The sequence below is a fragment of the Lysinibacillus sp. RU7 genome, assembly GCF_057837305.1.
The window spans coordinates 57287-82929 of sequence record NZ_JBYQFK010000007.1; the positions used below are offsets into that span (position 1 = coordinate 57287).

General features: G+C 40.3%; 26 protein-coding genes, 1 pseudogene and 1 other annotated feature. Of the genes and pseudogenes, 3 read left to right on the top strand and 24 right to left on the bottom strand.

Translation table 11 applies throughout. The features are described 5' to 3' along the window. Window positions 1-89 precede the first annotated feature (89 nt). From secE to AC3II9_RS07095, 12 genes are all read right to left on the bottom strand, one after another. Window positions 90-275, bottom strand: coding sequence for a preprotein translocase subunit SecE (secE, locus tag AC3II9_RS07040; protein ID WP_391374367.1), 186 nt, complete (start codon window positions 273-275; stop codon window positions 90-92). Window positions 276-324: 49 nt separating this feature from the next. Further along, window positions 325-474: a 50S ribosomal protein L33 gene (rpmG, locus tag AC3II9_RS07045; RefSeq protein WP_489154308.1), complete on the bottom strand. Its 150-nt coding sequence runs from the start codon at window positions 472-474 to the stop codon at window positions 325-327. An 80-nt stretch (window positions 475-554) separates the two neighbouring features. Further along, window positions 555-1202, bottom strand: a complete 648-nt coding sequence (gene sigH, locus AC3II9_RS07050) for an RNA polymerase sporulation sigma factor SigH (protein WP_489154310.1) — start codon at window positions 1200-1202, stop codon at window positions 555-557. A 69-nt stretch (window positions 1203-1271) separates the two neighbouring features. After that, the gene (locus AC3II9_RS07055; protein WP_489154459.1) at window positions 1272-1784 is read right to left on the bottom strand and encodes an NYN domain-containing protein; all 513 of its coding nucleotides are present in this window, start codon (window positions 1782-1784) and stop codon (window positions 1272-1274) included. A gap of 5 nt (window positions 1785-1789) precedes the next feature. Further along, window positions 1790-2542: a 23S rRNA (guanosine(2251)-2'-O)-methyltransferase RlmB gene (gene rlmB, locus AC3II9_RS07060; protein WP_489154312.1), complete on the bottom strand. Its 753-nt coding sequence runs from the start codon at window positions 2540-2542 to the stop codon at window positions 1790-1792. Between the two features lie 3 nt (window positions 2543-2545). Continuing rightward, window positions 2546-2959, bottom strand: a complete 414-nt coding sequence (locus AC3II9_RS07065; protein WP_489154314.1) for a Mini-ribonuclease 3 — start codon at window positions 2957-2959, stop codon at window positions 2546-2548. Between the two features lie 4 nt (window positions 2960-2963). Further along, complete coding sequence (cysS, locus tag AC3II9_RS07070) at window positions 2964-4364, bottom strand: cysteine--tRNA ligase (RefSeq protein ID WP_489154316.1); 1401 nt, start codon at window positions 4362-4364, stop codon at window positions 2964-2966. Further along, on the bottom strand, window positions 4361-5014 hold the full coding sequence (gene cysE, locus AC3II9_RS07075; protein ID WP_489154317.1) for a serine O-acetyltransferase: 654 nt from the start codon (window positions 5012-5014) through the stop codon (window positions 4361-4363). The genes cysS and cysE overlap by 4 nt, the downstream gene beginning before the upstream one ends. A 168-nt stretch (window positions 5015-5182) precedes the next feature. Continuing rightward, window positions 5183-5398 (bottom strand) — a binding site (T-box leader). Window positions 5399-5484: 86 nt separating this feature from the next. Then, window positions 5485-6945, bottom strand: coding sequence for a glutamate--tRNA ligase (gene gltX / locus AC3II9_RS07080; RefSeq protein WP_489154319.1), 1461 nt, complete (start codon window positions 6943-6945; stop codon window positions 5485-5487). A gap of 144 nt (window positions 6946-7089) precedes the next feature. After that, window positions 7090-7566, bottom strand: a complete 477-nt coding sequence (gene ispF, locus AC3II9_RS07085; RefSeq protein ID WP_489154321.1) for a 2-C-methyl-D-erythritol 2,4-cyclodiphosphate synthase — start codon at window positions 7564-7566, stop codon at window positions 7090-7092. Between the two features lie 14 nt (window positions 7567-7580). Beyond that, the gene (gene ispD, locus AC3II9_RS07090; RefSeq protein WP_489154323.1) at window positions 7581-8267 is read right to left on the bottom strand and encodes a 2-C-methyl-D-erythritol 4-phosphate cytidylyltransferase; all 687 of its coding nucleotides are present in this window, start codon (window positions 8265-8267) and stop codon (window positions 7581-7583) included. Between the two features lie 16 nt (window positions 8268-8283). Continuing rightward, window positions 8284-9354 (bottom strand): PIN/TRAM domain-containing protein, encoded by a 1071-nt coding sequence (locus tag AC3II9_RS07095; RefSeq protein ID WP_489154325.1) that lies wholly within the window; start codon window positions 9352-9354, stop codon window positions 8284-8286. Window positions 9355-9662: 308 nt separating this feature from the next. Between AC3II9_RS07095 and AC3II9_RS07100 the strand changes: the two genes are divergently transcribed. Further along, complete coding sequence (locus AC3II9_RS07100) at window positions 9663-10310, top strand: acetate uptake transporter (RefSeq protein WP_489154327.1); 648 nt, start codon at window positions 9663-9665, stop codon at window positions 10308-10310. 116 nt (window positions 10311-10426) lie between these two features. On the opposite strand, the gene radA is transcribed toward AC3II9_RS07100, so the two are convergent. From radA to AC3II9_RS07135, 7 genes are all read right to left on the bottom strand, one after another. Then, window positions 10427-11803, bottom strand: coding sequence for a DNA repair protein RadA (gene radA, locus AC3II9_RS07105; protein WP_489154329.1), 1377 nt, complete (start codon window positions 11801-11803; stop codon window positions 10427-10429). Between the two features lie 660 nt (window positions 11804-12463). Beyond that, window positions 12464-14908 (bottom strand): ATP-dependent Clp protease ATP-binding subunit, encoded by a 2445-nt coding sequence (locus AC3II9_RS07110; protein WP_489154330.1) that lies wholly within the window; start codon window positions 14906-14908, stop codon window positions 12464-12466. Next, window positions 14898-16004 (bottom strand): protein-arginine kinase McsB, encoded by a 1107-nt coding sequence (gene mcsB / locus AC3II9_RS07115; protein WP_489154332.1) that lies wholly within the window; start codon window positions 16002-16004, stop codon window positions 14898-14900. Before mcsB ends, AC3II9_RS07110 begins: the two co-directional genes overlap by 11 nt. Beyond that, window positions 16001-16546, bottom strand: a complete 546-nt coding sequence (locus AC3II9_RS07120; RefSeq protein WP_391374408.1) for a UvrB/UvrC motif-containing protein — start codon at window positions 16544-16546, stop codon at window positions 16001-16003. Before AC3II9_RS07120 ends, mcsB begins: the two co-directional genes overlap by 4 nt. After that, window positions 16543-17019 carry a CtsR family transcriptional regulator gene (locus AC3II9_RS07125; RefSeq protein ID WP_489154334.1) on the bottom strand — a complete coding sequence of 159 codons (477 nt, stop codon included), beginning with the start codon at window positions 17017-17019 and terminating at the stop codon, window positions 16543-16545. Before AC3II9_RS07125 ends, AC3II9_RS07120 begins: the two co-directional genes overlap by 4 nt. A 156-nt stretch (window positions 17020-17175) precedes the next feature. After that, window positions 17176-17481, bottom strand: coding sequence for a magnetosome magnetite crystal formation protein family (locus AC3II9_RS07130; protein WP_489154336.1), 306 nt, complete (start codon window positions 17479-17481; stop codon window positions 17176-17178). Between the two features lie 112 nt (window positions 17482-17593). Further along, window positions 17594-17809 carry an acyltransferase gene (locus AC3II9_RS07135; protein WP_489154338.1) on the bottom strand — a complete coding sequence of 72 codons (216 nt, stop codon included), beginning with the start codon at window positions 17807-17809 and terminating at the stop codon, window positions 17594-17596. A 317-nt stretch (window positions 17810-18126) separates the two neighbouring features. On the opposite strand from AC3II9_RS07135, the pseudogene AC3II9_RS07140 reads away from it, so the two are divergent. Continuing rightward, window positions 18127-19344, top strand: a pseudogene (locus AC3II9_RS07140) (globin-coupled sensor protein); the annotation flags it as partial. 72 nt (window positions 19345-19416) lie between these two features. Here AC3II9_RS07140 and AC3II9_RS07145 read toward each other — a convergent pair. From AC3II9_RS07145 to adh, 5 genes are all read right to left on the bottom strand, one after another. Further along, a complete protein-coding gene (locus AC3II9_RS07145; RefSeq protein ID WP_391374421.1) occupies window positions 19417-19896 on the bottom strand; it encodes an acyl-CoA thioesterase in 480 nt (159 codons plus the stop codon). A gap of 100 nt (window positions 19897-19996) precedes the next feature. Then, a complete protein-coding gene (locus tag AC3II9_RS07150) occupies window positions 19997-21424 on the bottom strand; it encodes an aldehyde dehydrogenase family protein (RefSeq protein ID WP_489154340.1) in 1428 nt (475 codons plus the stop codon). Between the two features lie 14 nt (window positions 21425-21438). Next, window positions 21439-22419, bottom strand: a complete 981-nt coding sequence (locus AC3II9_RS07155) for a DUF4003 family protein (RefSeq protein ID WP_489154341.1) — start codon at window positions 22417-22419, stop codon at window positions 21439-21441. 353 nt (window positions 22420-22772) lie between these two features. Continuing rightward, a complete protein-coding gene (locus AC3II9_RS07160) occupies window positions 22773-23132 on the bottom strand; it encodes a DUF779 domain-containing protein (RefSeq protein WP_489154343.1) in 360 nt (119 codons plus the stop codon). Between the two features lie 18 nt (window positions 23133-23150). Further along, a complete protein-coding gene (gene adh / locus AC3II9_RS07165; RefSeq protein WP_391374432.1) occupies window positions 23151-24671 on the bottom strand; it encodes an aldehyde dehydrogenase in 1521 nt (506 codons plus the stop codon). Between the two features lie 256 nt (window positions 24672-24927). Between adh and rluF the strand changes: the two genes are divergently transcribed. After that, on the top strand, window positions 24928-25626 hold the full coding sequence (gene rluF, locus AC3II9_RS07170) for a 23S rRNA pseudouridine(2604) synthase RluF (protein WP_489154345.1): 699 nt from the start codon (window positions 24928-24930) through the stop codon (window positions 25624-25626). Window positions 25627-25643: the final 17 nt, after the last annotated feature.

Here is a 25643-nt window from a genome sequence, read left to right on the forward strand (position 1 = left end):
TGCATTATTGTACGCCACACAAATTTTTAGCCAAATGAAAAAACCCGTTGTTTCTAAAGGATACGGGCTATTTCATCAATATACTATTTTTACAGTTCTAAGAACCAACGCAATGCCTCTGAAACACCTAAATCCACTACCGTAAAGTATAAAGCAAAGAAAATGACAGTGGCAATAACAACAACTGTATATTTTGTTAACTCTTTACTTTTAGGCCAGCTTGTTTTACGCATTTCTGAGCCGACTTCACTTAAAAAATTTGTAATCTTGCTCATTTTCTAGCTTAACCTCCGCACCAATCGCTTCTTTAGCTGATCCATCAATTTATAACGTTTGTTTGTGCATCGTATGTTCATTACAATACGAACAAAACTTTTTTAACTCAAGGCGTGTTGCCTCTTTCTCAGATTTCGCTGGTATTGAATAGTTTCTAGAGCCGCATTTTTCACAGCTTAAAATGACTTTTTTGGCCATTCAAACCTCACCTATTTCGGCATTTTGTCTAATCAAGACTAACACCTAATAGACATGCTGTCAACAAACGAACCGTATCTCTAAAACAATTCACTAAACTCTAAATGACGTTCTAACTTACGCTTAATTCGTTGCAACGCATTGTCAATAGACTTCGTTGAACGCTTGAGCAAACTTGAGATTTCATTATAAGAACGCCCTTCTAAATATAAAACGAGTACTTGCTGTTCAAGCTCACTTAATACGCGACTCATCTGTCCTTCTAATCTACTATAATCTTCTCTATTAATCATTAAATATTCTGGATTTTCTGATAGAGGACTTGTAATAACATCCATCAGTGTACGTTCCGATTCTTCATCGTAAATTGGTTTATCGAGTGACACATAGGAATTGAGTGGAATATGTTTTTGACGGGTTGCTGTTTTAATCGCGGTAATAATCTGTCGCGTAATGCATAGCTCTGCAAACGCACGGAACGATGCCAACTTGTCCCCTTTAAAATCGCGAATCGCTTTATACAGCCCAATCATTCCTTCTTGGATAATATCCTCTTTATCTGCACCAATCAAAAAATAAGAACGCGCTTTCGCTTTCACAAATACACGATATTTTGTAATTAAATAATCTAACGCTTCTGTATTGCCTAAATGAACTTGTTCTACAATATCTTCATCTGAAATATCTTCAAATCGCTCTATTACTTGCAATTTTTCGCTTTTAAGCAATATTCTCACCCCAGTACGCCAGAATCATTAGAAACAGTATAATAGAATTGGAAAATAACGGTCAATAAGTTATTTTAATCCCCTACGCCATTTTTCAAGCGTTAACGCAACATCATCCGGTAGGTGAATACGTCTAGACGGCTTTTCATTTTGTGTTGTTTTCACCTTTTGGGATATATCCGATTGAATAATCCCCATCTCAATTTCAAGTTCACGCGCAGACTTGCGTAATGCCCCATATCCAAATACAACATTCTGTTCTGTCATATCCGATGTGGCTACATGAATTTGAATTTTACGTCCCTTTAAGTCATGGGATAGCTTTTCAATACGTTCATCAGCAGTTTCATTTTTACGTGTATAAATCACTTCTATATCATGCTTTACATATAACTGTTCAGTACCAGGTACAAGGTGCGCATCAAATACAACGATGACGCGCCAACCTTTTACCGCTTTATATTCCGCCATCAGCTCCACAAGTCGGTCGCGCGCATCTTCAAAATTTTCATCTCGTAGTGAACGTAAAGCTTTCCACGCACCAATCATATTGTAGCCGTCTACTAGCAAAATATTTTGCATCACTGCTAGCCGTTCTGTTCTTGGCGTTTACGGTACACTTCATACATCAGAAGTGCCGCTGCAACAGAAGCATTTAACGACGTCACATGACCAACCATTGGTAAGTGATAGAGGAAGTCGCACTTTTTCTTGAGTAACGTACTCATCCCTTTCCCTTCACTTCCGATAATGATGGCTAATGGCAACGTAGCATCCATTTTACGATAGTCAGCAGACCCTTTTGCATCTGTCCCTGCAATCCAAATGCCGCGTTCTTTTAGCTCGTCCACCGTCTGCGCTAAATTCGTGACACGTACAACAGGCACATGCTCGATTGCGCCAGTGGAAGCCTTTGCTACAACAGCTGTTAAACCAACTGCACGACGCTTCGGAATGATCATACCATGTACACCGATTGCGTCTGCTGTACGCATAATGGAACCTAAATTATGTGGGTCCTCTAACTCATCTAAAATTAAGAAAAACGGATCTTCTTGTTTTTTCGCTGCCGCAGCAAATAAATCTTCCAATTCTGCATATTGATACGCAGCAACAGATGCGACAATCCCTTGATGATTGGCATCTGTTAATTGTTCTACCTTTTTCTTTGGAACGAACTGGACAAGCACACCACGCTCACGGGCTAAATCTAAAAGCTCGTTAATACCTGTTTTTTTGACGCCTTCTGCAATCCATAATTTATTGATTTCACGACCTGAACGAAGCGCTTCTAATACCGGATTTTTCCCTGCGATCATTTCGCTATTTTGTTCCGCCATCTATTACACTCCTTTTCGCTGTTCGATGATGTCTATTGCATAATCGATGATTTCATATACACGTTCTGTTTGTTGCATTAAATATAAATAGCCTAGCACTGCCTCAAAACCCGAACTATTCCGATATGTTTGAACGTCTGTGTTTTTTGGTACGGTACCAGATTTCGCATTACGTCCTCGACGGAAAACCGCCAATTCCTCTTCTGTTAAAAAACTTTCATCTATCATGTGATGGACAATCGCTGATTGTGCCTTCGCTGATACATATTTTGTCGCTTCTCTATGCAATGTATTCGGTTTGACACGTCCCGCTAACAAGAGGTGCTGCCGTACGCTTTGTTCGAGTACGGCATCTCCCATATAAGCAAGAGCTAGCGCATTTAATTGCTTTACATCCTCTAATCGAAGTTTCGTCATATCGTTATCCTCGTTTCCAACGCGTTCCTTGACGAGTATCCTCTAGTACAATATTCATGTTTAATAGTTGATCGCGGATTTCATCTGAACGGGCAAAATCACGATTTTTACGGGCTTGATTACGCTCTTCGATTAGTGCTTCGATTTCCTCATCAAGCAGTTCTGCTTCTTGTGCAAAGTGAATCCCTAACACATGCCCCAATGTATCGAATGTCTCGATAAATGCTTGTAATACAACTTCTTCTGTATTGCTCTCGTTTAAGTACGTATTCGCAATACGCGCTAACTCAAATAACGCTGAAATCGCATTCGCTGTATTAAAGTCATCATTCATCGCTTCTTCAAATTGTGCCCTAACAGCCGTCACTTTCGCTAACCATTCATCACTCGCTTGGCCAAGACCGGTTGTAGCCGACAGGCGATGTTGGACATTGGCATAAGCTGTACGTAAACGTTCTAATCCCGCATGCGCTGCTTCTACTAAATCTTGTGCGAAGTTGATTGGGTGACGGTAATGAACACTTAACATGAAAAATCGTAGTACTTGCGGATCGATTTGCTTGCGAATATCGTTCACAAGTACGAAATTACCTAGTGACTTCGACATTTTCTCGTTATCGATATTAATATAGCCATTATGCATCCAGTAACGGGCAAATGTTTTTCCTGTATGCGCTTCTGATTGTGCAATTTCATTTTCATGGTGTGGGAATGTTAAATCCTGACCACCTGCATGAATATCAATTGTATCACCTAAGTGCTCACGCGCCATAACAGAACACTCAATGTGCCAACCAGGACGCCCTTCTCCCCACGGACTTTCCCACTTAATCTCACCTGGTTTGGCTGCTTTCCACAGGGCAAAATCAAGCGGATCTTCTTTTTTCTCACCTGCTTCAATACGCGCGCCCACTTTTAAATCGTCAATCGATTGATGACTTAACTTACCATAGCCGTCGAATTTACGCGTCCGATAATATACATCGCCTCCGGATTCATATGCGTAACCTTTGTCAATTAGAACTTGAATAAACTCAATAATGGCTTCCATATGGTCCGTTACACGCGGGTGTACATCTGCCTTTTGACAACCTAACGCTGTAATATCATCAAAGTACGCAGCGATAAAGCGCTCAGTTAACTCAAATACTTCCTCACCAAGCTCATTTGCTGCTTTAATAATTTTGTCATCTACATCTGTAAAGTTCGAAACAAATTTCACATCATAGCCAGCATATTGTAAATAGCGACGCACTGTATCGTATACAATGACCGGGCGTGAATTGCCAATATGAATATAGTTATATACGGTAGGTCCGCATACATACATTTTTACTTTGCCTTCTTCAAGCGGGATAAACGCTTCTTTTTGTCTTGTTAAAGAATTAAAAATTTGAATACTCATTGTTTTTGCTCCTTTTTTAACAATGTGATTTCCTGTTGTAAAAGTTCAATTGTCTTCTCCAACGTATCACACCGATCACCGACTGGGTCAGGAATATTATGATGATCTAATTTTTTCTCTTCTGCATAACGAACGCCATCTTTAATGACGATTTTCCCAGGAATCCCTACAACCGTCGCATTCGGTGGTACATCCTTTAAGACAACAGACCCTGCACCGACTTTACTATTTTCCCCAATTGTAATCGAACCTAATACTTTTGCGCCTGTTGCTACTAGGACGTTATCATGTAATGTTGGGTGGCGTTTTCCTTTTTCTTTTCCTGTACCACCTAGTGTAACACCTTGATAGAGTGTCACATTATCGCCAATTTCACACGTTTCCCCTATTACGACCCCCATGCCATGGTCAATGAAAAATCGGCGTCCAATTTTGGCACCCGGGTGGATTTCAATACCGGTAAAGAAACGGCTAATTTGTGAAATGGCCCGCGCTATAAAATAAAATTTCCGCTTATAAAACCAATGGGCGATGCGATGTGCCCACGTCGCATGTAAACCCGAATACGTTAGCACTACTTCCATCACACTTCGCGCTGCTGGATCATTTTCAAAAATCGTATCGATATCCTCTTTTATCCGTTTAAACATCGTCCGTAATCCCCCTTTTCATTTTACTATTTCGCATAAGGCTCCGTTATTTGACACGAGTAGCTTCTGGCTCTTCACAACAATCCGCTTTTACTTAAGAAAAACATTTCTTTGCAAATATTCACCTTTCCTATCTGCAAAGAAAAAACGCCCCTGTCATCACTTGATGACAGAGACGCTTATTTGCGCGGTTCCACTCTGAATTGAAGGACATGCCTTCCCCTTTGATGTTCGGTAACGAGAACAACTCGACTTCGCCTACTTTTTTCAGCTCAGTACTCAAAGGTGCATTTCCACATAGCGGGCTTAGACTACTTTCAGCCGGTGATAGTCCTCTCTAACAAGCTCTAACTATTGTGTACTTCTCCTTCTCCACGCTTTTTTCACTAAAGCTTTACACTTTAGTTTATTCAATTCGTTACAATGTACATCCATTGTACATAAATTTTGTCAAAAATCAATAGTTCTGCTTAGTTAGCGAACTTTTCTACCCGTGCAATCGCTTTTTCTTTTCCGATTAAAGCAATGGCATTTGGTAGCTCTGGACCGTGCGTTTGACCCGTTGTCACAACACGGATTGGCATAAACAAGTTTTTCCCTTTAGCGCCTGTTTCTTTTTGCACCGCTTTAATTGCCGCTTTGATTGATTCTGCATCGAATGCATCAAGCGCTTCAAGCTGCGCCTTAAACGCTGCCATGACAGCTGGTACTGTTTCGCCCGCTAATACTTCTTTTGCTTCATCATTGTATGCAATCTCTTCTGTAAAGAATAGGCTTGATAACTCCACAATTTCAGCACCATAGCTCATTTGCTCATGATAAAGGCCGATTAACTCTGCAGCCCACGCTTGTTGTTCCGCTGTTAGCTCCGTCGGTAATACGCCTGCTTTTTGTAAATGTGGTAATGCTAACGCTACCACTTCTTCACGTGATAATTTTTTGATGTATTGGTTATTCATCCACGTAAGCTTTGTTTTATCAAACATCGATGGTGATTTTGATAAACGCTTCTCATCGAACATTTTCACAAACTCATCATGTGAGAAGATTTCCTCTTCTCCTTCTGGTGACCAGCCAAGTAATGCGAAGAAGTTAAACATCGCTTCTGGTAAATAACCAAGGTCTTTGTATTGGGCAACGAACTGGATAATCGTTTCATCACGCTTCGATAATTTTTTGCGCTCTTCATTCACGATTAATGTCATATGACCGTACTCTGGGTATTCCCAGCCAAATGCATCAAAAATCATCATTTGCTTTGGTGTATTCGATAAATGCTCTTCCCCGCGGAATACATGTGTAATATCCATAAAATGATCATCTAGTACGACGGCATAGTTGTATGTTGGAATACCGTTTGCTTTTACTACTACCCAATCCCCGATATCTTTTGATTCGAATGTAACTTCACCGCGCACTAAATCTGTAAATTTATATGTGATATCTGCTGGTACACGCATGCGAATTGTGTAAGGAATACCCGCTGCCTCTTTTGCTGCCACTTCATCTGCTGTTAAATGACGGCATTTGCCATCATATGTTGGCGCTGCTACACCATTTGCTTTTTGTGCTTCACGTGATGCTTCAAGCTCTTCTGATGTACAGAAACATTTATATGCGATACCGCGCTCTAATAACTCTTCGGCATGCTTTTTATAAATGTCTAAACGCTCCATTTGGCGATAAGGCGCATACGGACCACCAATATCAATGGATTCATCTGGGATAATACCTAACCAACGTAAGTTATCAAGTTGAGAAGCTTCGCCGCCCTCTACATTACGCTCGATATCTGTATCTTCAATGCGGACAATAAATTTACCGTTGTGATGTTTTGCATATAAATAGTTAAATAGTGCTGTACGTGCGCCACCGATATGTAAGAAACCTGTCGGAGATGGTGCATAACGTACACGAACTTCTTTCGTCATGTGTAATTGCCTCCTCATTTTTCGTTTTGAAAACGACCGAATTTTTATCCTGTTCATTTTACCACTGTCAATTCGCAAATAAAAGTGACGCACGCCGAATTTCGTTCGACGTGCGCTCATTTATGCATATCGTTGGGAATCCCCTTATTTCTTAATAAGTAAAATCGTCGCTAGTGACGCGATTCCTTCTTCACGTCCTGTGAAACCAAGCTTTTCAGTCGTTGTCGCTTTTACATTTACTTGAGATGGATCGGCATTTAATAACTCCGCAATGCGATTTTTCATCGGTTCAATGTAAGGAGCCATTTTGGGACGTTGGGCAATAATTGTTGCATCAACATTCCCTAAAACATACCCTTTATCTTCAACGATTTTCCAAATGTATTGTAAAAGTTTTGCTGAATCTGCATCCTTCCACTCAGGGTCTGTATCAGGGAAATGACGCCCGATATCCCCCTCACCAATGGCTCCTAATGCTGCATCTGTAATGGTATGTAACAATACATCGGCATCCGAATGACCAAGCAACCCGCGGTCATGCGGAATTTCAATGCCCCCTAAAATTAATGGACGTCCCTCTGCAAATGCATGAACATCGTAGCCTTGTCCTACTCGAAACATAAGTCAATATCCTCCTATAAATTAGCACGGGATTTTAAAATGGCCGCACCAAAAATTAAATCTTCCTGTGTTGTCATTTTAACATTTTCATAACTACTTTCGACGATGTGTACGTCATGGCCTAGTCGTTCTACAAGCATTGCCTCATCTGTACCAAGAAAACCAACCTTTTCTGCTACATCTTCTGCCTCTGCCAGTAAATCAAAGCGGAATGCTTGCGGTGTTTGAATCATCCACAGTGAATCGCGGTCAACAGTCTCTTTAATGATGCCATCTCGTACAATTTTCATCGTATCCTTTGCGCGTACACCAGCAATGGCCGCACCTTTCTCATAGGCTGTTTTGGCTAGCTCGGTAATCGTTGGTATGGTGATAAACGGACGTGCGGCATCATGTACAAGGACAATGGCTACATCGCGCATTTCCTTAATACATGAATGCACCGAATGTTGACGTTCTGCCCCACCTGTTGGTAAACCTTTTATTTTAGAAATACCATATTCTGAGAGCAACGACTGGATAAATGCGCGCTCCTCATCTTTCACGGCGAGCCAAATCCCTGTACAATTTTTGTCCTGTTCAAATACAAGCAATGTATGAACGAGAATGGGTTTATCTACTAGCTGTAAAAATAATTTGTTTTGCCCTGCCCCCATACGCTTTCCGCTACCGGCAGCTGGCAGTACAACTTCATATTGCACATCTTCACTTCCTACTCTAGTCATCTTTTGGCTTAGCAAAAATCATGCGTCCAGCCGATGTTTGTAGCACACTTGTGACCGTTACTGTAATAGCTTGACCGATATAGCTACGACCACCTTCCACAACAATCATCGTACCATCATCTAAATACGCCACACCTTGATTTTGCTCTTTACCGTCTTTAATGACCACAACTTGCATATCCTCACCAGGAATGACAACTGGTTTGACGGCATTTGCCAGATCATTAATATTTAACACTTTTACTTGATGTAATTCACATACTTTATTTAAATTAAAATCATTAGTTAAAATTTGTGCGCCCATTTTTTTCGCTAGACGGACTAGTTTTAAATCGACTTCTGCCACATCTTCAAAGTCGTCCTCGACAATTAACACCTTGGATTGCCGCTCATCTTGCAGGCGCTTTAAAATATCTAACCCTCGACGACCGCGCGTACGCTTTAACGTATCGGACGAATCCGCAATATGTTGAAGCTCCGTTAAAACAAATTGCGGTACGACAAGCGTCCCCTCAATAAAGCCTGTTTCTGAAATATCCGCAATACGCCCGTCGATAATGACACTCGTATCCAACAGCTTATGTGACAGTTTCGCCTCTTGCTCCCCTTGCTTCTTTTTAGCCGATGGACCAGATCTTGTAAACAACTGCACAAACTCTTCTCGTTTATTAAAACCGACACGGAAACCTAAGTACCCTAAAATAATGGACAAAATAATTGGCGTTACTTCCGTAATCACCGGTAGCTGAATGCTATTAATCGCAAAGCCAAATAACGCGGAAACACTTAACCCCATAATGAGTCCGACTGTTCCAAATAACAAATCCCCGACTGGTACCTTAGACAGCACTTCCTCCATCCATGTAATCAGCCGAACAAAGTAATCGGATAAACCGAACGATAACACAAATAATAAAGTTGCGCCTAACGCTACCGAAATATAAGGGTTGTTAATCCAAGGATTAGATGATAAATGAATAAGTTCGTATAATGGCGGTAAAAAAACTAGACCTAACGCCCCCCCGATAAACAAAAATGCAACTTGAATGACCTTCTTTAACACATTTTTCACCTCCGTTCTTTCATTATACATAGTTGCCCGTTTCATAGCGACGCAAAAACCTCAGTTTCTTGTGATATAACAGTCAGAAACTTTTTACACTATATTATAACAAAATATACTCTTTCAACTCTTTATTTACTAAAAATTTGCATTATACGGTACACAAAATATTGTTGAAATAACTTTATAATCTTTTGAAAATTCAAATGTTCTAGCAAAATTCAAATAGCATATAGTTATAAAAATCATTTTCCTTTACACTCTACCTATTCGAGATAAATGACATCATATGAATAGGAGAAAATATATTGAAAGAGATAAAAGAAATTAAGGTGGTAACAGCTGATCCTTCTGCAGTCGGGCTTTTTGGTTTAGCGATTGTTACACTTGTTGCATCCTCTCAAAAAATTGGGTGGACGGAAGGTTTAGGGCTTGTACTTCCATGGGCTATTTTCCTTGGAGGAATTGCACAATTTTACGCGTCTGTTTTGGATTCCAAACATAATAATACATTCGGGACAACAGCATTCGGCGCTTACGGTTTATTTTGGATGGCTGTCGGTCTTGGTTGGTTAGTACAAGCTGGTGTACTGGGCGAAAATTTAATGGCAGCAGTTGATACACATCAATTAGGTGTCGTGTATTTAGGATATCTCATCTTTACATTATTTATGACAATCGGAGCCCTTGAAACAAATAAAGTGTTATTCTTTATTTTCGTATTAATTGATTTCTTATTTATCGGGCTTGGATTAAGTTCATTTGGCATTATGGCACACGGGATGCACTTACTTGCTGCTTACTCAGAGCTTGCTATTGGTATTTTATCGTTATACGGTGCAGGTGCATCTGTATTAAACAAGCACTTTGGCTTCACTTTCTTACCAATTGGCAAACCATTCGGCATCATTAAAAAGCCCGAAGCTAAAAAAGAAGCTATATTACGTACAAGCTAATCCATACTATATAAAGTTAAAATGCTCCCCTTTTTCTGAGGCGAGCATTTTTCGTTTTTATCCCGCATGAAAGGGAGGGAGTGGGGATGAGCCCCCCCACTAATTGAAATTTCACTTTATAAATCATTAAAGCAGGCACGTAAGCTATCAGCAATCGTCTCGACGCCGATAACTTGAATGCCTTCTGGGAAATCCCAACCGCCTAAGTTAGAAGCCGGAATAAAAGCACGTTTAAATCCAAGCTTGGCTGCCTCTTGCACACGTTGCTCAATCCGGCTCACACGACGCACCTCACCCGTCAAGCCCACTTCGCCGATAAAACAATCTGTTGCACGAACAGCTTGGTCTTTAAAACTAGACACAATCGATGTCAGGACAGCTAGATCAATAGCTGGCTCATCTAGCTTGACACCACCTGCCACTTTAATATAAGCATCCTGTGCTTGCAGTAGCATCCCCATTCGTTTTTCTAACACAGCCATCAATAGTTGCACACGATTTTGGTCAACCCCTGTTGCCATACGCTTTGGATAATTGAAGCTTGTCGGTGTGACAAGTGACTGTACTTCCACTAAAATCGGTCGCGTCCCTTCCATAGATGCCACAATCGTTGAACCCGGTGCCCCTTGCGAACGCTCCTGTAAAAACATCTCAGACGGATTTAATACTTCCTTTAAGCCACCATGTAACATCTCAAAAATCGCAATTTCATTCGTTGAACCAAAACGGTTTTTTTGGCTACGTAAAATACGATGGTTATGATGACGTTCCCCTTCAAAATAGAGCACGGTATCGACCATATGCTCCAAAATACGCGGCCCTGCAATTTGCCCTTCCTTTGTCACGTGTCCGACAAGGAAAATTGCAATATTTTTTGTTTTTGCGATGCGCATAAGTTCTGCTGTACATTCACGTACTTGCGAAACGCTTCCTGGTGCACTCGTCACTTCCGGATGATGCACCGTTTGGATGGAATCGACAATGACAAACTTCGGCTGCACCTCTTCAATTGTTTGATGAAGAAATTCCATATTCGTTTCGGAGTAAATATACAGCTCCGGTGATTTAACTCCTAATCGCTCTGCCCTTAATTTCGTTTGGCGAACGGATTCCTCACCAGAAATATATAGCACACGGTGCCCCTGGTTCGATAATAACGCAGACACTTGGAGTAATAGCGTCGACTTTCCGATACCTGGATCTCCGCCGATTAACACAAGGGAACCCGCCACAATACCCCCACCAAGCACGCGGTTTAACTCCCCCATCTCGGTGATAATTCGCGCTTCTTCCATTGTTTCTACGTTAATAAGCGGAGTTGCCTTTTGAGTCGTCGAAACCGAATGCTGAAATGCACCGCGTGGACCTTTTGATACGATTTCCACTTCCTCCACCATCGTATTCCAGTTGCCGCAACCTGGACAACGCCCCATCCACTTCGCCGACTCATAGCCGCAATCGTTACACATAAATTTCGTTTTCTTTTTTGCCATGAAAGCCTCCTGATTTTTATACTATTTTTATTATAGCAAATGGATTGAGTAAGTACGTTTTTGGTAGAGAGCGAATTATAAATGGAGTATTTTTTACCTCGGTTTTTATCATCTGGCAAAATCGAGATACAACTTAATTTTAAATAAGTGTCAAATCGGGCCCATTCACCTAAATGGCACTTATTCTTATATAAGTTGTATCTCAAAAACGACCATATGAACGTTTAGCCGTTTTAAAATTGGGCGTGTGATTTTTTCATTAAAAAAACATATGTTATCGTTTATTTTTATCATTCTTTATAATTGATCCCATCATAAAGTCGTGTATGTACGACTTTAGCGCACGGCGTATTTTTTTAAAAAAGCTCTATTCTTTTCATTTTCCAACCTAAAAGGTCCTTTTTCTTCCCTCATCACACACTTTATTTCTAGTAAATTTCTCTCTTTTTTATCACAGTAGCTCTGTGTAGAGTGCTCTATTTTGAATGAAAATGGGCATTTTTTAGCCGAAATCTACATAAATTCAGAAGGTTTAATAGTAAAATGAAGGCTGATTTTGAAGTCTATTATTGTATTGGAAGGTGAAAGTGGGTTTAGTATGTTTATTTATACCCAAAAAAGCACTCGCTCTAGAAAGCGAGTGCTCAGCATATTAAACGATTAAGCCTCTACAGCCTTTTCTTTTCCTCGAACTTTAAAGTCACCTTCTACATAGTCAAATACAACAACTTGACCTGTAAGTACGTTCCCTTTTAATAGTTCCTCTGATAAGCGGTCTTCCACATGTTTTTGTAATGCACGACGAATTGGGCGTGCACCGTATTGTGGATCGTATCCTTCTTCTGCAATTTTCTTGAGTGCTGCATCTGTTAGCTCCAGTTCGATATGTTGCTCTTTTAGACGTTTTGTTAACGCATTGGCCATGAAGGAAACAATTTCTTTTAAGTGATCCTTCTCTAATGAATGGAACACAATCATTTCATCAATACGGTTTAAGAATTCTGGGCGGAATGCTTTTTTCAATTCTTCCAGCATTGTCGCTTTCATATCTTTATATTTTGAATCTGTATCGCCCACGCTGAAGCCTAGGTTTTTCTGATATTTTAGGGCATCTGCGCCGACATTCGATGTCATAATAACAACTGTATTACGGAAATCTACTACACGCCCTTTAGAATCTGTTAAGCGACCATCATCTAATACTTGTAGCAGGATGTTGAATACGTCCGGATGTGCTTTTTCAATCTCATCCAGTAAGACAACGGAGTACGGTTTACGACGTACTTTTTCTGTCAACTGTCCGCCTTCATCGAATCCTACATAACCTGGAGGGGCACCAACTAATCGAGATGTCGAATGCTTCTCCATGTACTCAGACATATCAATGCGAATCATCGCATCTTCATCCCCAAACATGACTTCAGCAAGCGCACGGGCAAGTTCCGTTTTCCCTACACCTGTTGGCCCTAAGAAGATGAATGAACCGATTGGACGCTTCGGATCTTTCAGTCCAGCACGGGCACGACGAATGGCACGTGAAATCGCTTCAACTGCCTCTCCTTGACCAACAACACGCTTATGCAATTCTTCCTCAAGGTTTAAAAGCTTCGCAGATTCTTCTTGTGCAATCTTCGATACTGGAATTCCAGTCCACATCGCCACTACCATGGCAATATCATCTACTGTGACTTCTGATTCTTCTTTGCCTTGCTTCTCTTTCCACGCTTTTTTCGTTTGTTCAAGCTCTTCTTTTATCTTTTGCTCTGTATCACGTAATGCGGCAGCTTTTTCAAACTCTTGACTTTGTACCGCTGCATTTTTCTCAGAGCGTACATTTTCTAATTTGTTTTCAAGCTCTTTTAAATTTGGTGGCACTGTGAATGAACGTAAACGCACTTTCGAACCAGCTTCATCCATTAAATCGATCGCCTTATCTGGCAAGAAGCGGTCTGAAATATAGCGGTCTGATAGTTTAGCGGCAGCCTCTAATGCTTCATCTGTAATTTTCACACGATGATGTGCTTCGTAGCGATCACGTAACCCTTTCATAATTTGAATCGTTTCATCAATTGTTGGCTCATCTACTTGAATCGGTTGGAAGCGGCGTTCTAACGCGGCATCCTTTTCGATATATTTACGGTACTCATCCAGTGTCGTTGCACCAATACATTGTAATTCCCCACGTGCAAGCGATGGTTTTAAAATGTTCGATGCGTCAATCGCACCTTCCGCTCCACCTGCACCAATTAACGTGTGTAGCTCATCGATAAATAGAATGATATTCCCTGCTTGACGAATTTCATCCATGACCTTTTTCAGACGGTCCTCAAACTCACCACGATATTTTGTACCGGCGACAACCGTTCCCATATCGAGTGTCATAACACGCTTATCACGTAGTGTTTCAGGCACTTCATTGTTCACGATTTGTTGTGCTAAGCCTTCTGCAATTGCTGTTTTACCGACACCCGGCTCCCCGATTAACACCGGGTTGTTCTTCGTACGACGAGATAATACTTCTACGACACGTGTAATTTCTTTTGAACGACCAATTACTGGGTCCAGTGCCCCTTCACGCGCAATCGCTGTTAAATCGCGCGCTAGACCGTCCAGCGTTGGTGTATTGGCTGCTTGGCTTTGCGCTGGATTACCTGAGGCATTTGTATCGTTATTGCCAAGTAATAATAATACTTGTTGGCGCGCTTTGTTTAAACTGACACCTGTATTCGCTAATACGCGTGCCGCTACCCCTTCTCCTTCACGAATTAAGGCTAATAAAATATGTTCTGTTCCGATATAGGAATGGCCTAATTTACGTGATTCATCGACTGAAAGTTCAATGACTTTTTTCGCACGTGGTGTGTAATGCACAATCGGACCGACATTTTCTTTCCCTTTCCCAACGAGTTCCTCAATACCTGATTCAATCATTTGAGGGCTAATATCAATCGCTTCTAATGCTTTGGCCGCAATGCCACCACCTTCACGGATAAGACCAAGTAAAATATGTTCTGTTCCAATCGACTCGTGTTTCCAACGAATCGCTTCTTCCTGCGCTAATTGTAAAACTTTTTGTGCACGTTGCGTAAAACGATTAAACATCATACAAATCCTCTCCCTTTCCATTTGTAGGCTCATTTCGACGATGTGTTGCTAATTTTTCTTGCAGTAATTTTGAGCGGAAAATATCACGCTCGGTCGTTTGCAATGTTGTACCAGCATATTGCTGTATAAAACCAGGTTGAATGAGTAACATGCATTCATTCAATTGATTAAGTGAAATATCTGAAATTAGTTGTAAGCCAACTGCTAAGCGGACATTGGATAAACAAGATGCCGCTTCCTCACTCGATAATATACGCGCATACATTAATGTACCGAGTGAACGATACAGTCGATCCTCCAATGCAATGGGCGCGCGAGCAAATAGTTGTTTTCTTGCCTCATGTTCTTTTTGAATAATTTGTTCCACTACATTTTGCAAATCATCTAAAATATCACGCTCTGATTTTCCAAGTGTAATTTGATTAGAAATCTGATAAATGTTACCTAGATTTTCACTACCTTCGCCATATATCCCCCGTACGACCATTCCTAACCTTGCCATTGTTTGAATTAACACATTCATACGTTTTGTCATCGTCAATGCTGGTAAATGCATCATAACGGAGGCACGTAGACCCGTACCAACGTTTGTTGGACAGCTTGTGAGAAAACCTAGTTGCCCATCGTATGCATACATGAGCTGCCCTTCTAAGTATTGATCGAGTTCATTTGCCTTTTCATATGTTTCATGTAGTTGCAACCCCGCTGCTAAGCATTGTATACGAATATGGTCCTCTTCATTCACCATAACACTGATTGATTCATCTTCTGTTAAAAAAACGGACGCTGTTTTTTCACAATTAGCTAGGTACGGACTAATTAAATGCTTCTCAACAAGCACTTGTCGTTGTAAGGTTGGCATTTCTTTCATCGGAAAATATGAAAATCTTCTCCCCTCATTGCGAACAGAAAGAAGGGCTTGTAACACGGTGTCGTCTATTTGTTTTGCATCCTCTTCTGAAAAACTAGCGGGAAAACGGGTACTCCTTAAATTTCGAGCAAGGCGTATTCTCGTACTAATCACAATATCTCCATGCTCATCCGTTGCTTCAATCCAAGGTGGTAACGTACGCTTTAAAAAATGCTCTATATTCATGATGTCTCCCCACCTCCAACATGTAGCTTCTGTTCGATTGCACGCACCTCATCACGCAGCCTAGCTGCATCTTCAAAGCGCTCCTCTGCAATCGCTTGTTGCATTTGTTGGCGAATGAGTTCAATTTGCTTTTGATAGTTGATAAATTGATATTCTTCAGTTTGCTTTTTACCGATGTGCTTTACATCCGCTTGCAAACGTTTGAGAACTTGTGGTAATTGATCACGAAATGTGTGGTAACACTGTGCACAGCCAAATTTACCGACTTTCAAGAATTGCCTGTACGTAAAGCCACAGGATGGGCAAGTACCTTGTTGCTTCTTTGGTTGCGTTTCTTCCTGCACTTTGCTTTTCCATTTTGGTAAGCTAAACCAATCTGACATGAGCTGATGAATCGATACAGGCTCCTCTTGTATTTCAACTTGAAACGGATGAAATTTCCCTGCACATATTTCACAATAATGGCGCTCCAATTTAGTACCATTTTTTATTTGTGTTATGGTCACAGTAGCATGTCGCTGCTTACAATGCTCACAAATCATGTTCCGTCACCCCTTTCAAATTTCAACGTTATTAACATTGCCTTTAAAATACGTGCACGAATCTCGTCTCGCATCGGTAACGGCATTTGTAAAGTGGTACGATCCATCGCTGCAAGCATTAGCTTTGCCTCTCTTTTGGATAGTACCTCTTCATCAATTAAACGATACACGATATGCTCTGCTGCCACTTGGGGTGCATTCGCATCAATTTGTCTTAGCATCTCATCAAATAATGCCTGCTTTGAATGCGATTCAACACGTAAAATACGAATATATCCGCCACCACCGCGCTTACTCTCGACCAAATAACCGCGCTCTGCTGTAAATCTTGTATTAATAACGTAATTTATTTGCGACGGCACACATTGAAACTTATCTGCTAACTCACTACGTTTTACTTCAATATGTCCCTGTCCTTGTAATTCGATAATTTGCTTTAAATAACCTTCAATAATGTCTGAGATATTCCTCATGTTTATGCTCACCCCAGTTCATTTACTGACTTTGACTATCTTTGACTTTATTATAAAAATCACAAAATTGTTTTGCAAATAAAAAGTCTACCCTTTTAATAAAATAAAAAACGGCAAAGTCTTTGTTATTAAAGACTTTGCCGTTTTGCCTATGAATTATACCCAACGACCAACAATTGGATAATCCCACTCGGAATCGTTTAACGCTTTTACTATACCAATAATTGGAACTATAAGTAACATTAACCCGAAAACAATTAAAAACGGAAGACCAATTAAGATAAAAGACAAGATAATTGAAATCGTTGTTAATACCCACATCACACCTTGGAATAATAGCGCCTGAATAGATAAGCGCTTGATCTGATCATCTGAACTAATTAAAAAGAAGAGAATCGGCACTAGCACCGGCGCAAAGAATGCACTAGCATGAATCAATACTTTCGACCACTTTTCTTCCATTCGATACAACCTCCCTTTTCGAACATTTCCTTATAATACATATACGAACGAAGAACACATTAGTTTCAAAAATAAAACAACCATCTTATTATTTTAAGATGGCTATAAACATTTATTTATATGGTCCAACATCATCTGGGTTATCTCCGTCCTGCGGAAACAGTAAATATGAGATAATAGCTGTAAAGATGGTTGCGCTTAGCAATATTAAAAACTTGTCCTTCGATGCAACGTCTTCATAACGATTGAATAGCATAAATGTAGAAGCAACTGCGACGATTACTGTTATCGGTATAACAAATTTTAAACGCTTTTTATGAAATTTCATTGTAAACTTCCTTTACATTTTTTTTACTATCTATCATTTTAACTTGTTTAATTCTGAAGTACAAACACTTGCTTGTTTCTATTATCTGTAACAAAATCTTCAGAAGAATTATAGAAATTTTATACATAATGCAGACAAAAAGTTCAATTTAATAGTAAAATTACATAATAAAGAGTGACTACATAATCTTATGAATATATATAGAATGGGGAATGGCGATGATTAACTTTTTTAACAAGTCACGCGAAAAAGCAAAAGCAACATTTTTCCAAGTAGAGAAATATACCCAACAGGTAGAATTAAGTCTTTCTGCTTATCCAGAATTAATGAAACAGTTACAATTACTGAGCTTAACGAAAAAGGACTTAGCGATTTTAAAGCAACTACAACCTTATGCCCAAGATCTCATTCCTTTAATGGTCAATCATTTTTATCATGCCATTAGCCAAAGCGAAGCACTTCTGGCCATTATCAATCGGTCAACACGTATCGACAAATTAAAAATAACGCTTCACAAACATTTATCCGATATTTTTAACGGAAAAATTGATAGCGCATACATTGAAGAACGAAAAGTGATTGCACATGCCCATGTTCGTATTGGGCTAAAATCTAAATGGTACTTAGCATCATTTCAATCACTGATGACGACTTTCATCGAGTTTATCGAAACATTAAACTTATCTACGCAGGAAACAGCCCTAGCTATTAATGCGTTTTCAAAAATTATTAACTTTGAACAGCAACTTGTCATCGAAGCTTATGAACTGGAAGAGGAACGCATCCGTAAACAAGCAGAAGAAGTAAAATTACATTTAATTAATACCATTCAACGTACAGCACAAGAATTAAATGTGATTAGTGTTGACACAACGTCTTCTCTGGAAGCAATCGCGGTGCAAACAGATGAAATTGCTGCCGCCACACATCAAGGCTTAGATTTCGTAGAAGAAACGGAAAGTAAATCAAATCTTGGCAAAAAGCATTTAGCTACGCAAACAGACTTAATGGATACGATTTTAGAACGTGTCGATATATTAGAATCTTCAATGGATGAACTACGCATATCGTCGCAAAAAATCTCAGATATTGTAGGGCTCGTAACAGGCATTGCCGATCAAACAAATTTGCTCGCATTAAATGCTTCCATTGAAGCAGCCCGCGCCGGTGAACAAGGGAAAGGGTTTGCAGTCGTAGCAAATGAAGTGAGAAAGCTGGCGGAAGAAACAAAAACCGCCGTACAAAACGTATCGATACTAATTAAAGAAACGGAAAATAATATTGTGAGCATGGCGGATGCCGTGAACAGTGTAGACTCTCAAGTAAAAGTGAGTGTGGAAACACAGCATGAGTTAACCGAATCCTTCAGTGCAATTGCTGAAGCTGTATCAGGCATTCGTACACAATATATGAGTACGTCAGAAGATATTCAAAACATTTCGAACTATATTACTGAATTATCACAAGGCGCAAATCATGTTTCATCATCCTCTGACCAATTAATTGCCGTTGTTACCGAACTTTCGGCAGAATAAGCATCTATACCACCTAGCTAAAATGGCTAAGAGGACACACAGAAAGCTTTATTTTCTGTGTGCCCTCTTTTATTAGCGATGTTTCACTTCACGCTTCATTTTACGATGTTCGCGACGCATCGGACCTGTTTCGAAAAGTCTACGTTCCGTTTCTGTTTCTGGGTAAATTTCTGGCACTTCACGTGGTTTACCTTGTTCATCAATCGCCACCATTGTCACGAATGATTCCGTCGTCAAACGTTCTGCACCTGATTTTAAATCTCGGCAAATAACACGTACGTATACTTCCATTGATGACCGCCCTGTACACGTTACAACAGACTCCAACTCTAATACATCTCCTGCATAAGCAGACGATACGAAGTCTACTGAGTCAATGGATGCAGTGACGACCTCTCCTTTTGAATGCTTCATTGCAGCGAGAGCCGCAATTTCATCAATATATCGCAATACTTGGCCACCAAAAATAGATTGATGATGGTTGGTGTCGGACGGCATAATTAAACGTGTTTGATGTGTGCGTGAATAGCTCATTGGCACAGTGTTTCCCATAATTCTGCACTCCCTAAAAGATGATAATTTAACTGTAACACTTTAAAAACACCGTGTTCAAATACTTTTCTAAAATAACAAACCCCTGTACTAAATTACGTTAAAAAGTTGTTTTAATTGTGATAAACTTCAGATTTGTCATTTCTTCTATAGCATATTTTACCCCTTCTTTACCGTATCCACTCATTTTTACACCACCATACGGCATATGGTCTACACGGAATGTCGGAATATCATTAATCATCACTGCACCGGTCTCTAGCTCGTCTGCCGCATACATGGCATCTGTTAATACATTTGTATAAATCCCTGCATTTAAGCCTAGTTCTGATTCATTTACAAGGGCAATTGCTTCGTCTAATGTTTCATATGAAACAATCGAAACAATTGGGGCGAATGTTTCTTCACATACGATTTTCATTTGTGCTGTTACATTCGTCACGACGGTAGGGGATAACGTACGCTCCGTAAATTCCGCCCCTGTTGCAATAACGGCTCCTTGTATTTTTGCCTCTTCTATCCAAGCCTTCATCCGTCCTACCTCGTTTGGATGAATCATCGCGCTAACATCGGTATTTGCGTCTAGCGGATCGCCTACACGTAGCTTTTTCGTTTCCATCACAAATTGACGGACAAACTCATCGTAAATGGAAGTATGCACGTAAATACGCTGCAACGATATACATACTTGTCCTGCAAATCCAAAAGCCCCACTGACTGCACGTGAAACAATCTTCTCAATTGGCGCAGATGGCTCGACAATCACCGCTGCATTGGACCCTAGCTCAAGTGTAATTTTACGTAACCCGACTTTTTCTTTTAGCTTTAATCCGACTGCTCCACTACCTGTAAACGTCACTTTTTTGACATGTGGATGCGCGACAAGTGTATCGCTCAGCTCCCCACCTGAACCTGTCACAATTTGCAAGCAGCCGTCTGGTAAACCTGCTTCTTTAAAAATGTCGGCCATAATGATTGCACTAAGAGGTGTTTGTGTTGCTGGTTTTAATACAACCGTATTCCCGACCGCAAAAGCAGGCCCTAATTTATGGGCAACCAAATTGAATGGAAAATTAAACGGTGTAATCGCACTTACGACACCAAGCGGAATACGTTTTGTATAGCCAATACGATCTGTAATACCGGGTGCTGCATCCATTGGTACTGTTTCACCTGTTGATTGTTTAGCTGCCTCTGCTGAAAACTGATACGTCGCAATTGTCCGGTCTATCTCAGCTACCCCTGCTGAAATCGGTTTTGCTGCTTCTTTTGCTAAAATTTCTGCTAGCTCCTGTTTACGTTTACGCATAATGTCTACCACTTTATATAATATTTCCGCCCGTTCATACGCTGTTGTTTTCTTAAATACTTGAAATGCTTCATGTGCCCCTTCAATTGCACGTTCCACATCTTGACTGTTTGCCTTAGCTACTTTTGCAAGCACTTCACCGGAATAAGGTGATGTTAACTCATATGTGCTTTGTGCTTGTTCCCATTGTCCATTAATCCATAATTTTGTCTCTTGCATAAAAGACACCTCCATTAAAAGTTCAAGTTGATATCCAGTAAATCGGTTAATCCGTCTATAAAATGAAACGAAAAATAAAGTAAACCATCACTAAATTGAAGCAAATCGGCCCAACTTGTCATTTGAGTCGTATGAATGGCCTGCTGTACCTCTGCATAATCAAAAACGAGCTTTTGAGTCGCAATAATTAATGCTAGCTCTTTGACACCGTTTGTGACTCTAGAGCTCCTTAACTGTTGCTCCAGTTTTACAATTTCCTCTACTAACTGTAAATCCGTAGCTGTTAAAGCGAGTAGCCCGATAAATGGATAATGTATTTTTTTCACTTGTACACCGCGATGCTCAAACTCTATTTTTAATTGGGCTACATAATCGATAAGCTCTTTATGCTCGTGCACATCAAAAAACGTTAAAATTTGTGTTAATGATTGCAGTGCATCACTTAGTTTAAACCCTCGTTCACGTAGACTCTTAAAATAATGATTCATCGTCTGCGCGTGTACTGATGCACTTTCGTTATTATTTGCTGTTAGCAGAATAGCAAACGGAAAATCGCTTTTTCTTGTTAACATAGGATGATATTTATTCATCTCATCATACAGCTTCTTCGCGCGCATGCCATGTGCTACATCCTTTACAAAAAAGGCACTCACCATTCGGTATAAAGAGCGACTAAAACCACATTCTTCTAATAGGCAATCGTTCTTGTTTAACTGTGCTAGATGCTCCTTTACATTCCCTTTCAATAATAAATCCGCGGCTATCTTATATTGCAAACGTATGTCACTACCATATGTACTAAACATACTAAACGTAGACTCATTACATGCCAACTGGTCAATCACCGCTTGATGCTCTAACCCGCTATAAGTACGACCTGCATACGTATATTGAGCAGCTAAAGAGGTCACAATCTGCAAGTCTGGCTGTCCACCTGTGTAGTTAAATACTTTGTCATAATTCGTTTCTAGTTTCTGAATAAAGTGTGTATACATATGGACTACCACTCCTTTACTTTATTGTACGCCTTTTCAAGCTACTTTGTTTTAGAAAATATACTTGATGAAATAACGATCTTAACCAGAACATGTACTTGAACGCACATTCCGTTACGGGCGGATGCTTTCCGCGGGCTTGGCTTCAGTCTCCTCAACTCGCAAAAGCTCGTCTGCGGGGTCTTCAGCTCAAGCTTTTCCCGCAGGAGTCACCGCCCTTCACTCCATGTGCCTTTATATCAATCTCCATTTTTAATCAAGAACATATTTTGATATTGAACCTGAAATAACGTTAACAAGTTCCTATAAAAATAAGTGCAGGTAAAGCCCAAACAGACTTTACCTACACCCATTTATTCATGTGAAAGTTTTTCTAGTTCTTCTTTTGTAAAGGCACGGGACCGCGTTAAAAAACGCTTCCCCTCTACGCCCTCTAGCGAAAACATGCCGCCTCTCCCATCTACCACATCAATAATGAGCTGTGTATGCTTCCAATACTCAAATTGGTTTTTATGCATGTAAAACGGGCTGTCGCCAATTTCACCGAGCCGTACATCCTGATCTCCTAATAGCAAGTCCCCTTGCTCATAGCACATCGGTGAAGACCCGTCACAACACCCTCCTGACTGATGAAACATAATGGGACCGTGACGTTGTTTCAATAATTTAATTAGTTCGAGTGCCGCATCCGTTGCTATCACGCGCTCCGTCATGCTTGCACCTCCCCTCGCTTAGAAGAAGCCTAATTTATTTGGATTGTAGCTCACGAGTAAATTTTTCGTTTGTTGATAGTGACTTAACATCATTTTATGGTTTTCACGACCAACACCTGACATCTTGTAACCACCAAATGCAGCATGTGCTGGATATTGGTGATAACAATTTGTCCATACACGCCCGGCTTGAATACTGCGACCGAAACGATACGCTGTATTCATATCGCGTGTCCAAACACCTGCACCTAATCCGTACAATGTATCATTGGCAATTTCAAGTGCTTCTTCTGGCGTTTTGAATGTCGTCACCGATACAACTGGACCAAAGATTTCTTCTTGGAAAATGCGCATCTTATTATGGCCTTTAAAAATGGTCGGTTTAATATAATAACCATCTGATAATTCGCTACCCAGATTGTTTTTCTCCCCGCCAATGAGACATTCTGCCCCTTCTTGCTTACCAATATCTAAATACGATAAAATTTTCTCCATTTGCTCGCTAGACGCTTGCGCACCCATCATCGTATTTGGATCAAGTGGGTTCCCTGTTTGAATAGCTTCCACACGTTGAAGCACGCGCTCCATAAATTTATCGTAAATCGACTCTTGAATGAGTGCACGCGAAGGACATGTACACACTTCCCCTTGGTTTAACGCAAATAGTACGAAACCTTCTACCGCTTTATCTAAAAATTCATCATCATATGCCATGACATCTTCAAAGAAAATATTTGGTGATTTACCACCTAATTCAAGTGTTACAGGGATCAAGTTTTGAGACGCATATTGCATAATTAAACGCCCTGTCGTCGTTTCTCCTGTAAATGCCACTTTACCGATACGTGGACTTTGGGCTAATGGTTTACCTGCTTCTAAGCCAAAGCCATTGACAATATTTAGTACACCAGGCGGTAATAAATCTTCAATGAGCTCCATTAATACTAGAATCGAAACAGGCGTTTGCTCAGCTGGCTTTAACACAACACAATTTCCTGCTGCTAGAGCTGGTGCAAGCTTCCAAACAGCCATTAGTAATGGGAAGTTCCAAGGAATAATTTGTCCAACTACACCAATTGGTTCGTGGAAATGGTAAGCAACTGTATTGTCATCAATTTGGCTTAGTGCGCCTTCTTGTGCACGAACAGCACCCGCAAAATAACGAAAATGATCAATCGCAAGCGGTAAATCCGCATTTAACGTTTCACGTACGGCCTTCCCGTTATCCCATGACTCAGCAATTGCTAGCGTTTCAAGATTTTGTTCAATGCGATCAGCGATTTTCAGTAAAATATTGCTACGCTCTGTAGCGGATGTTTTACCCCATGCCTCTTTTGCTTCATGTGCTGCATCTAGCGCTAATTCAATATCTTCTGCTGTTGAACGTGCTGCTTGTGTGAACACTTTCCCTGTAACAGGCGTTACATTCTCGAAGTATTGCCCCTTTACAGGAGGTGTCCATTTACCACCAATATAATTGTCGTAACGCTCCTTGAAATTGACTAACGCCCCTTCTGTGTTTGGAAATGCATAAACCATTGAAAAATCGCCCCTTTGCTTAAATGTATTCGTTAAATACCTGCTCATTGCTGCCATCCCTATGTAACTACGAAAGGTATTTTCAATTACTATATTGTCAGAAAAGGGAAATAATTTCAATTGTTAAGTTTCAATTTTCTAAATTTACTGATAATATTATTGTGATATATTGTTAATAAGCAGACAGCGCACTGTTATACATAAAATAACGCTGATATTGTATACTGAAACTATTCTAACGAGTAGGGGAAAAAATATGCGTATCAATAAATTTTTAGCAGAAACAGGCATCATCTCTCGCCGAGGTGCTGATAAATGGATTGAAGAAAATCGCGTTACAATTAACGGCGAATTAGCAACAGTCGGTAGTAAAGTACAAGAAGGCGATCTCGTATGTGTAGATGGCAAGCCCGTCCAAAAAGAAGAACAACTTGTATATATCGTACTCAATAAACCAGTAGGCATTACGAGTACTACGGAAAAACATATTAAAGGCAATGTAGTGGACTTTGTGAATCATCCATTGCGTATTTTCCATATTGGACGTCTTGATAAAGATTCAGAAGGCTTGCTCCTCCTCACTAATGACGGTGATATTGTCAATGAGATTTTACGTGCAGAAAATCATCATGAAAAAGAATATGTGGTGCAAGTCGATCAACCGATCACAGCACAATTCTTAACACAAATGGCTGCTGGTGTAGAAATTTTAGATACGGTCACACTGCCATGTCGCGTCGAAAAAGTATCCAGTCATGTATTCAAAATTATTTTAGAGCAAGGGTTAAACAGACAGATCCGCCGCATGTGTTCAGCGCTCGGGTATTCGGTAAAACGACTACAACGTATTCGTATTATGAACATCCATTTAGGTAATCTAAAAGTAGGACAATGGCGTGATTTAACAGAGAAAGAGCGAACAGAGCTGTTTAAACTATTAAATTATAAGCAGTAGCTGTCTACGTTCAAGCT

Excerpts from the sequence above, each read along its gene's own strand:
- rlmB (WP_489154312.1), bottom strand. The coding sequence starts at position 2,542 with ATGGCGGAACAAAATAGCGAAATGATCGCAGGGAAAAATCCGGTATTA.
- rluF (WP_489154345.1), top strand. The coding sequence starts at position 24,928 with ATGCGTATCAATAAATTTTTAGCAGAAACAGGCATCATCTCTCGCCGA.
- gltX (WP_489154319.1), bottom strand. The coding sequence starts at position 6,945 with ATGACGAAAGAAGTTCGTGTACGTTATGCACCATCTCCGACAGGTTTC.
- AC3II9_RS07065 (WP_489154314.1), bottom strand. The coding sequence starts at position 2,959 with ATGACGAAACTTCGATTAGAGGATGTAAAGCAATTAAATGCGCTAGCT.
- AC3II9_RS07135 (WP_489154338.1), bottom strand. The coding sequence starts at position 17,809 with ATGAAATTTCATAAAAAGCGTTTAAAATTTGTTATACCGATAACAGTA.
- secE (WP_391374367.1), bottom strand. The coding sequence starts at position 275 with ATGAGCAAGATTACAAATTTTTTAAGTGAAGTCGGCTCAGAAATGCGT.
- AC3II9_RS07125 (WP_489154334.1), bottom strand. The coding sequence starts at position 17,019 with ATGAGGAATATCTCAGACATTATTGAAGGTTATTTAAAGCAAATTATC.
- AC3II9_RS07160 (WP_489154343.1), bottom strand. The coding sequence starts at position 23,132 with ATGACGGAGCGCGTGATAGCAACGGATGCGGCACTCGAACTAATTAAA.
- AC3II9_RS07120 (WP_391374408.1), bottom strand. The coding sequence starts at position 16,546 with ATGATTTGTGAGCATTGTAAGCAGCGACATGCTACTGTGACCATAACA.
- radA (WP_489154329.1), bottom strand. The coding sequence starts at position 11,803 with ATGGCAAAAAAGAAAACGAAATTTATGTGTAACGATTGCGGCTATGAG.
- mcsB (WP_489154332.1), bottom strand. The coding sequence starts at position 16,004 with ATGAATATAGAGCATTTTTTAAAGCGTACGTTACCACCTTGGATTGAA.
- AC3II9_RS07155 (WP_489154341.1), bottom strand. The coding sequence starts at position 22,419 with ATGTATACACACTTTATTCAGAAACTAGAAACGAATTATGACAAAGTA.
- AC3II9_RS07055 (WP_489154459.1), bottom strand. The coding sequence starts at position 1,784 with ATGCAAAATATTTTGCTAGTAGACGGCTACAATATGATTGGTGCGTGG.
- AC3II9_RS07150 (WP_489154340.1), bottom strand. The coding sequence starts at position 21,424 with ATGCAAGAGACAAAATTATGGATTAATGGACAATGGGAACAAGCACAA.
- ispF (WP_489154321.1), bottom strand. The coding sequence starts at position 7,566 with ATGTTTCGAGTAGGACAAGGCTACGATGTTCATGCATTTGCAGAGGGA.
- AC3II9_RS07145 (WP_391374421.1), bottom strand. The coding sequence starts at position 19,896 with ATGGGAAACACTGTGCCAATGAGCTATTCACGCACACATCAAACACGT.
- AC3II9_RS07130 (WP_489154336.1), bottom strand. The coding sequence starts at position 17,481 with ATGGAAGAAAAGTGGTCGAAAGTATTGATTCATGCTAGTGCATTCTTT.
- AC3II9_RS07110 (WP_489154330.1), bottom strand. The coding sequence starts at position 14,908 with ATGATGTTTAATCGTTTTACGCAACGTGCACAAAAAGTTTTACAATTA.
- cysE (WP_489154317.1), bottom strand. The coding sequence starts at position 5,014 with ATGTTTAAACGGATAAAAGAGGATATCGATACGATTTTTGAAAATGAT.
- cysS (WP_489154316.1), bottom strand. The coding sequence starts at position 4,364 with ATGAGTATTCAAATTTTTAATTCTTTAACAAGACAAAAAGAAGCGTTT.
- adh (WP_391374432.1), bottom strand. The coding sequence starts at position 24,671 with ATGGTTTATGCATTTCCAAACACAGAAGGGGCGTTAGTCAATTTCAAG.
- rpmG (WP_489154308.1), bottom strand. The coding sequence starts at position 474 with ATGGCCAAAAAAGTCATTTTAAGCTGTGAAAAATGCGGCTCTAGAAAC.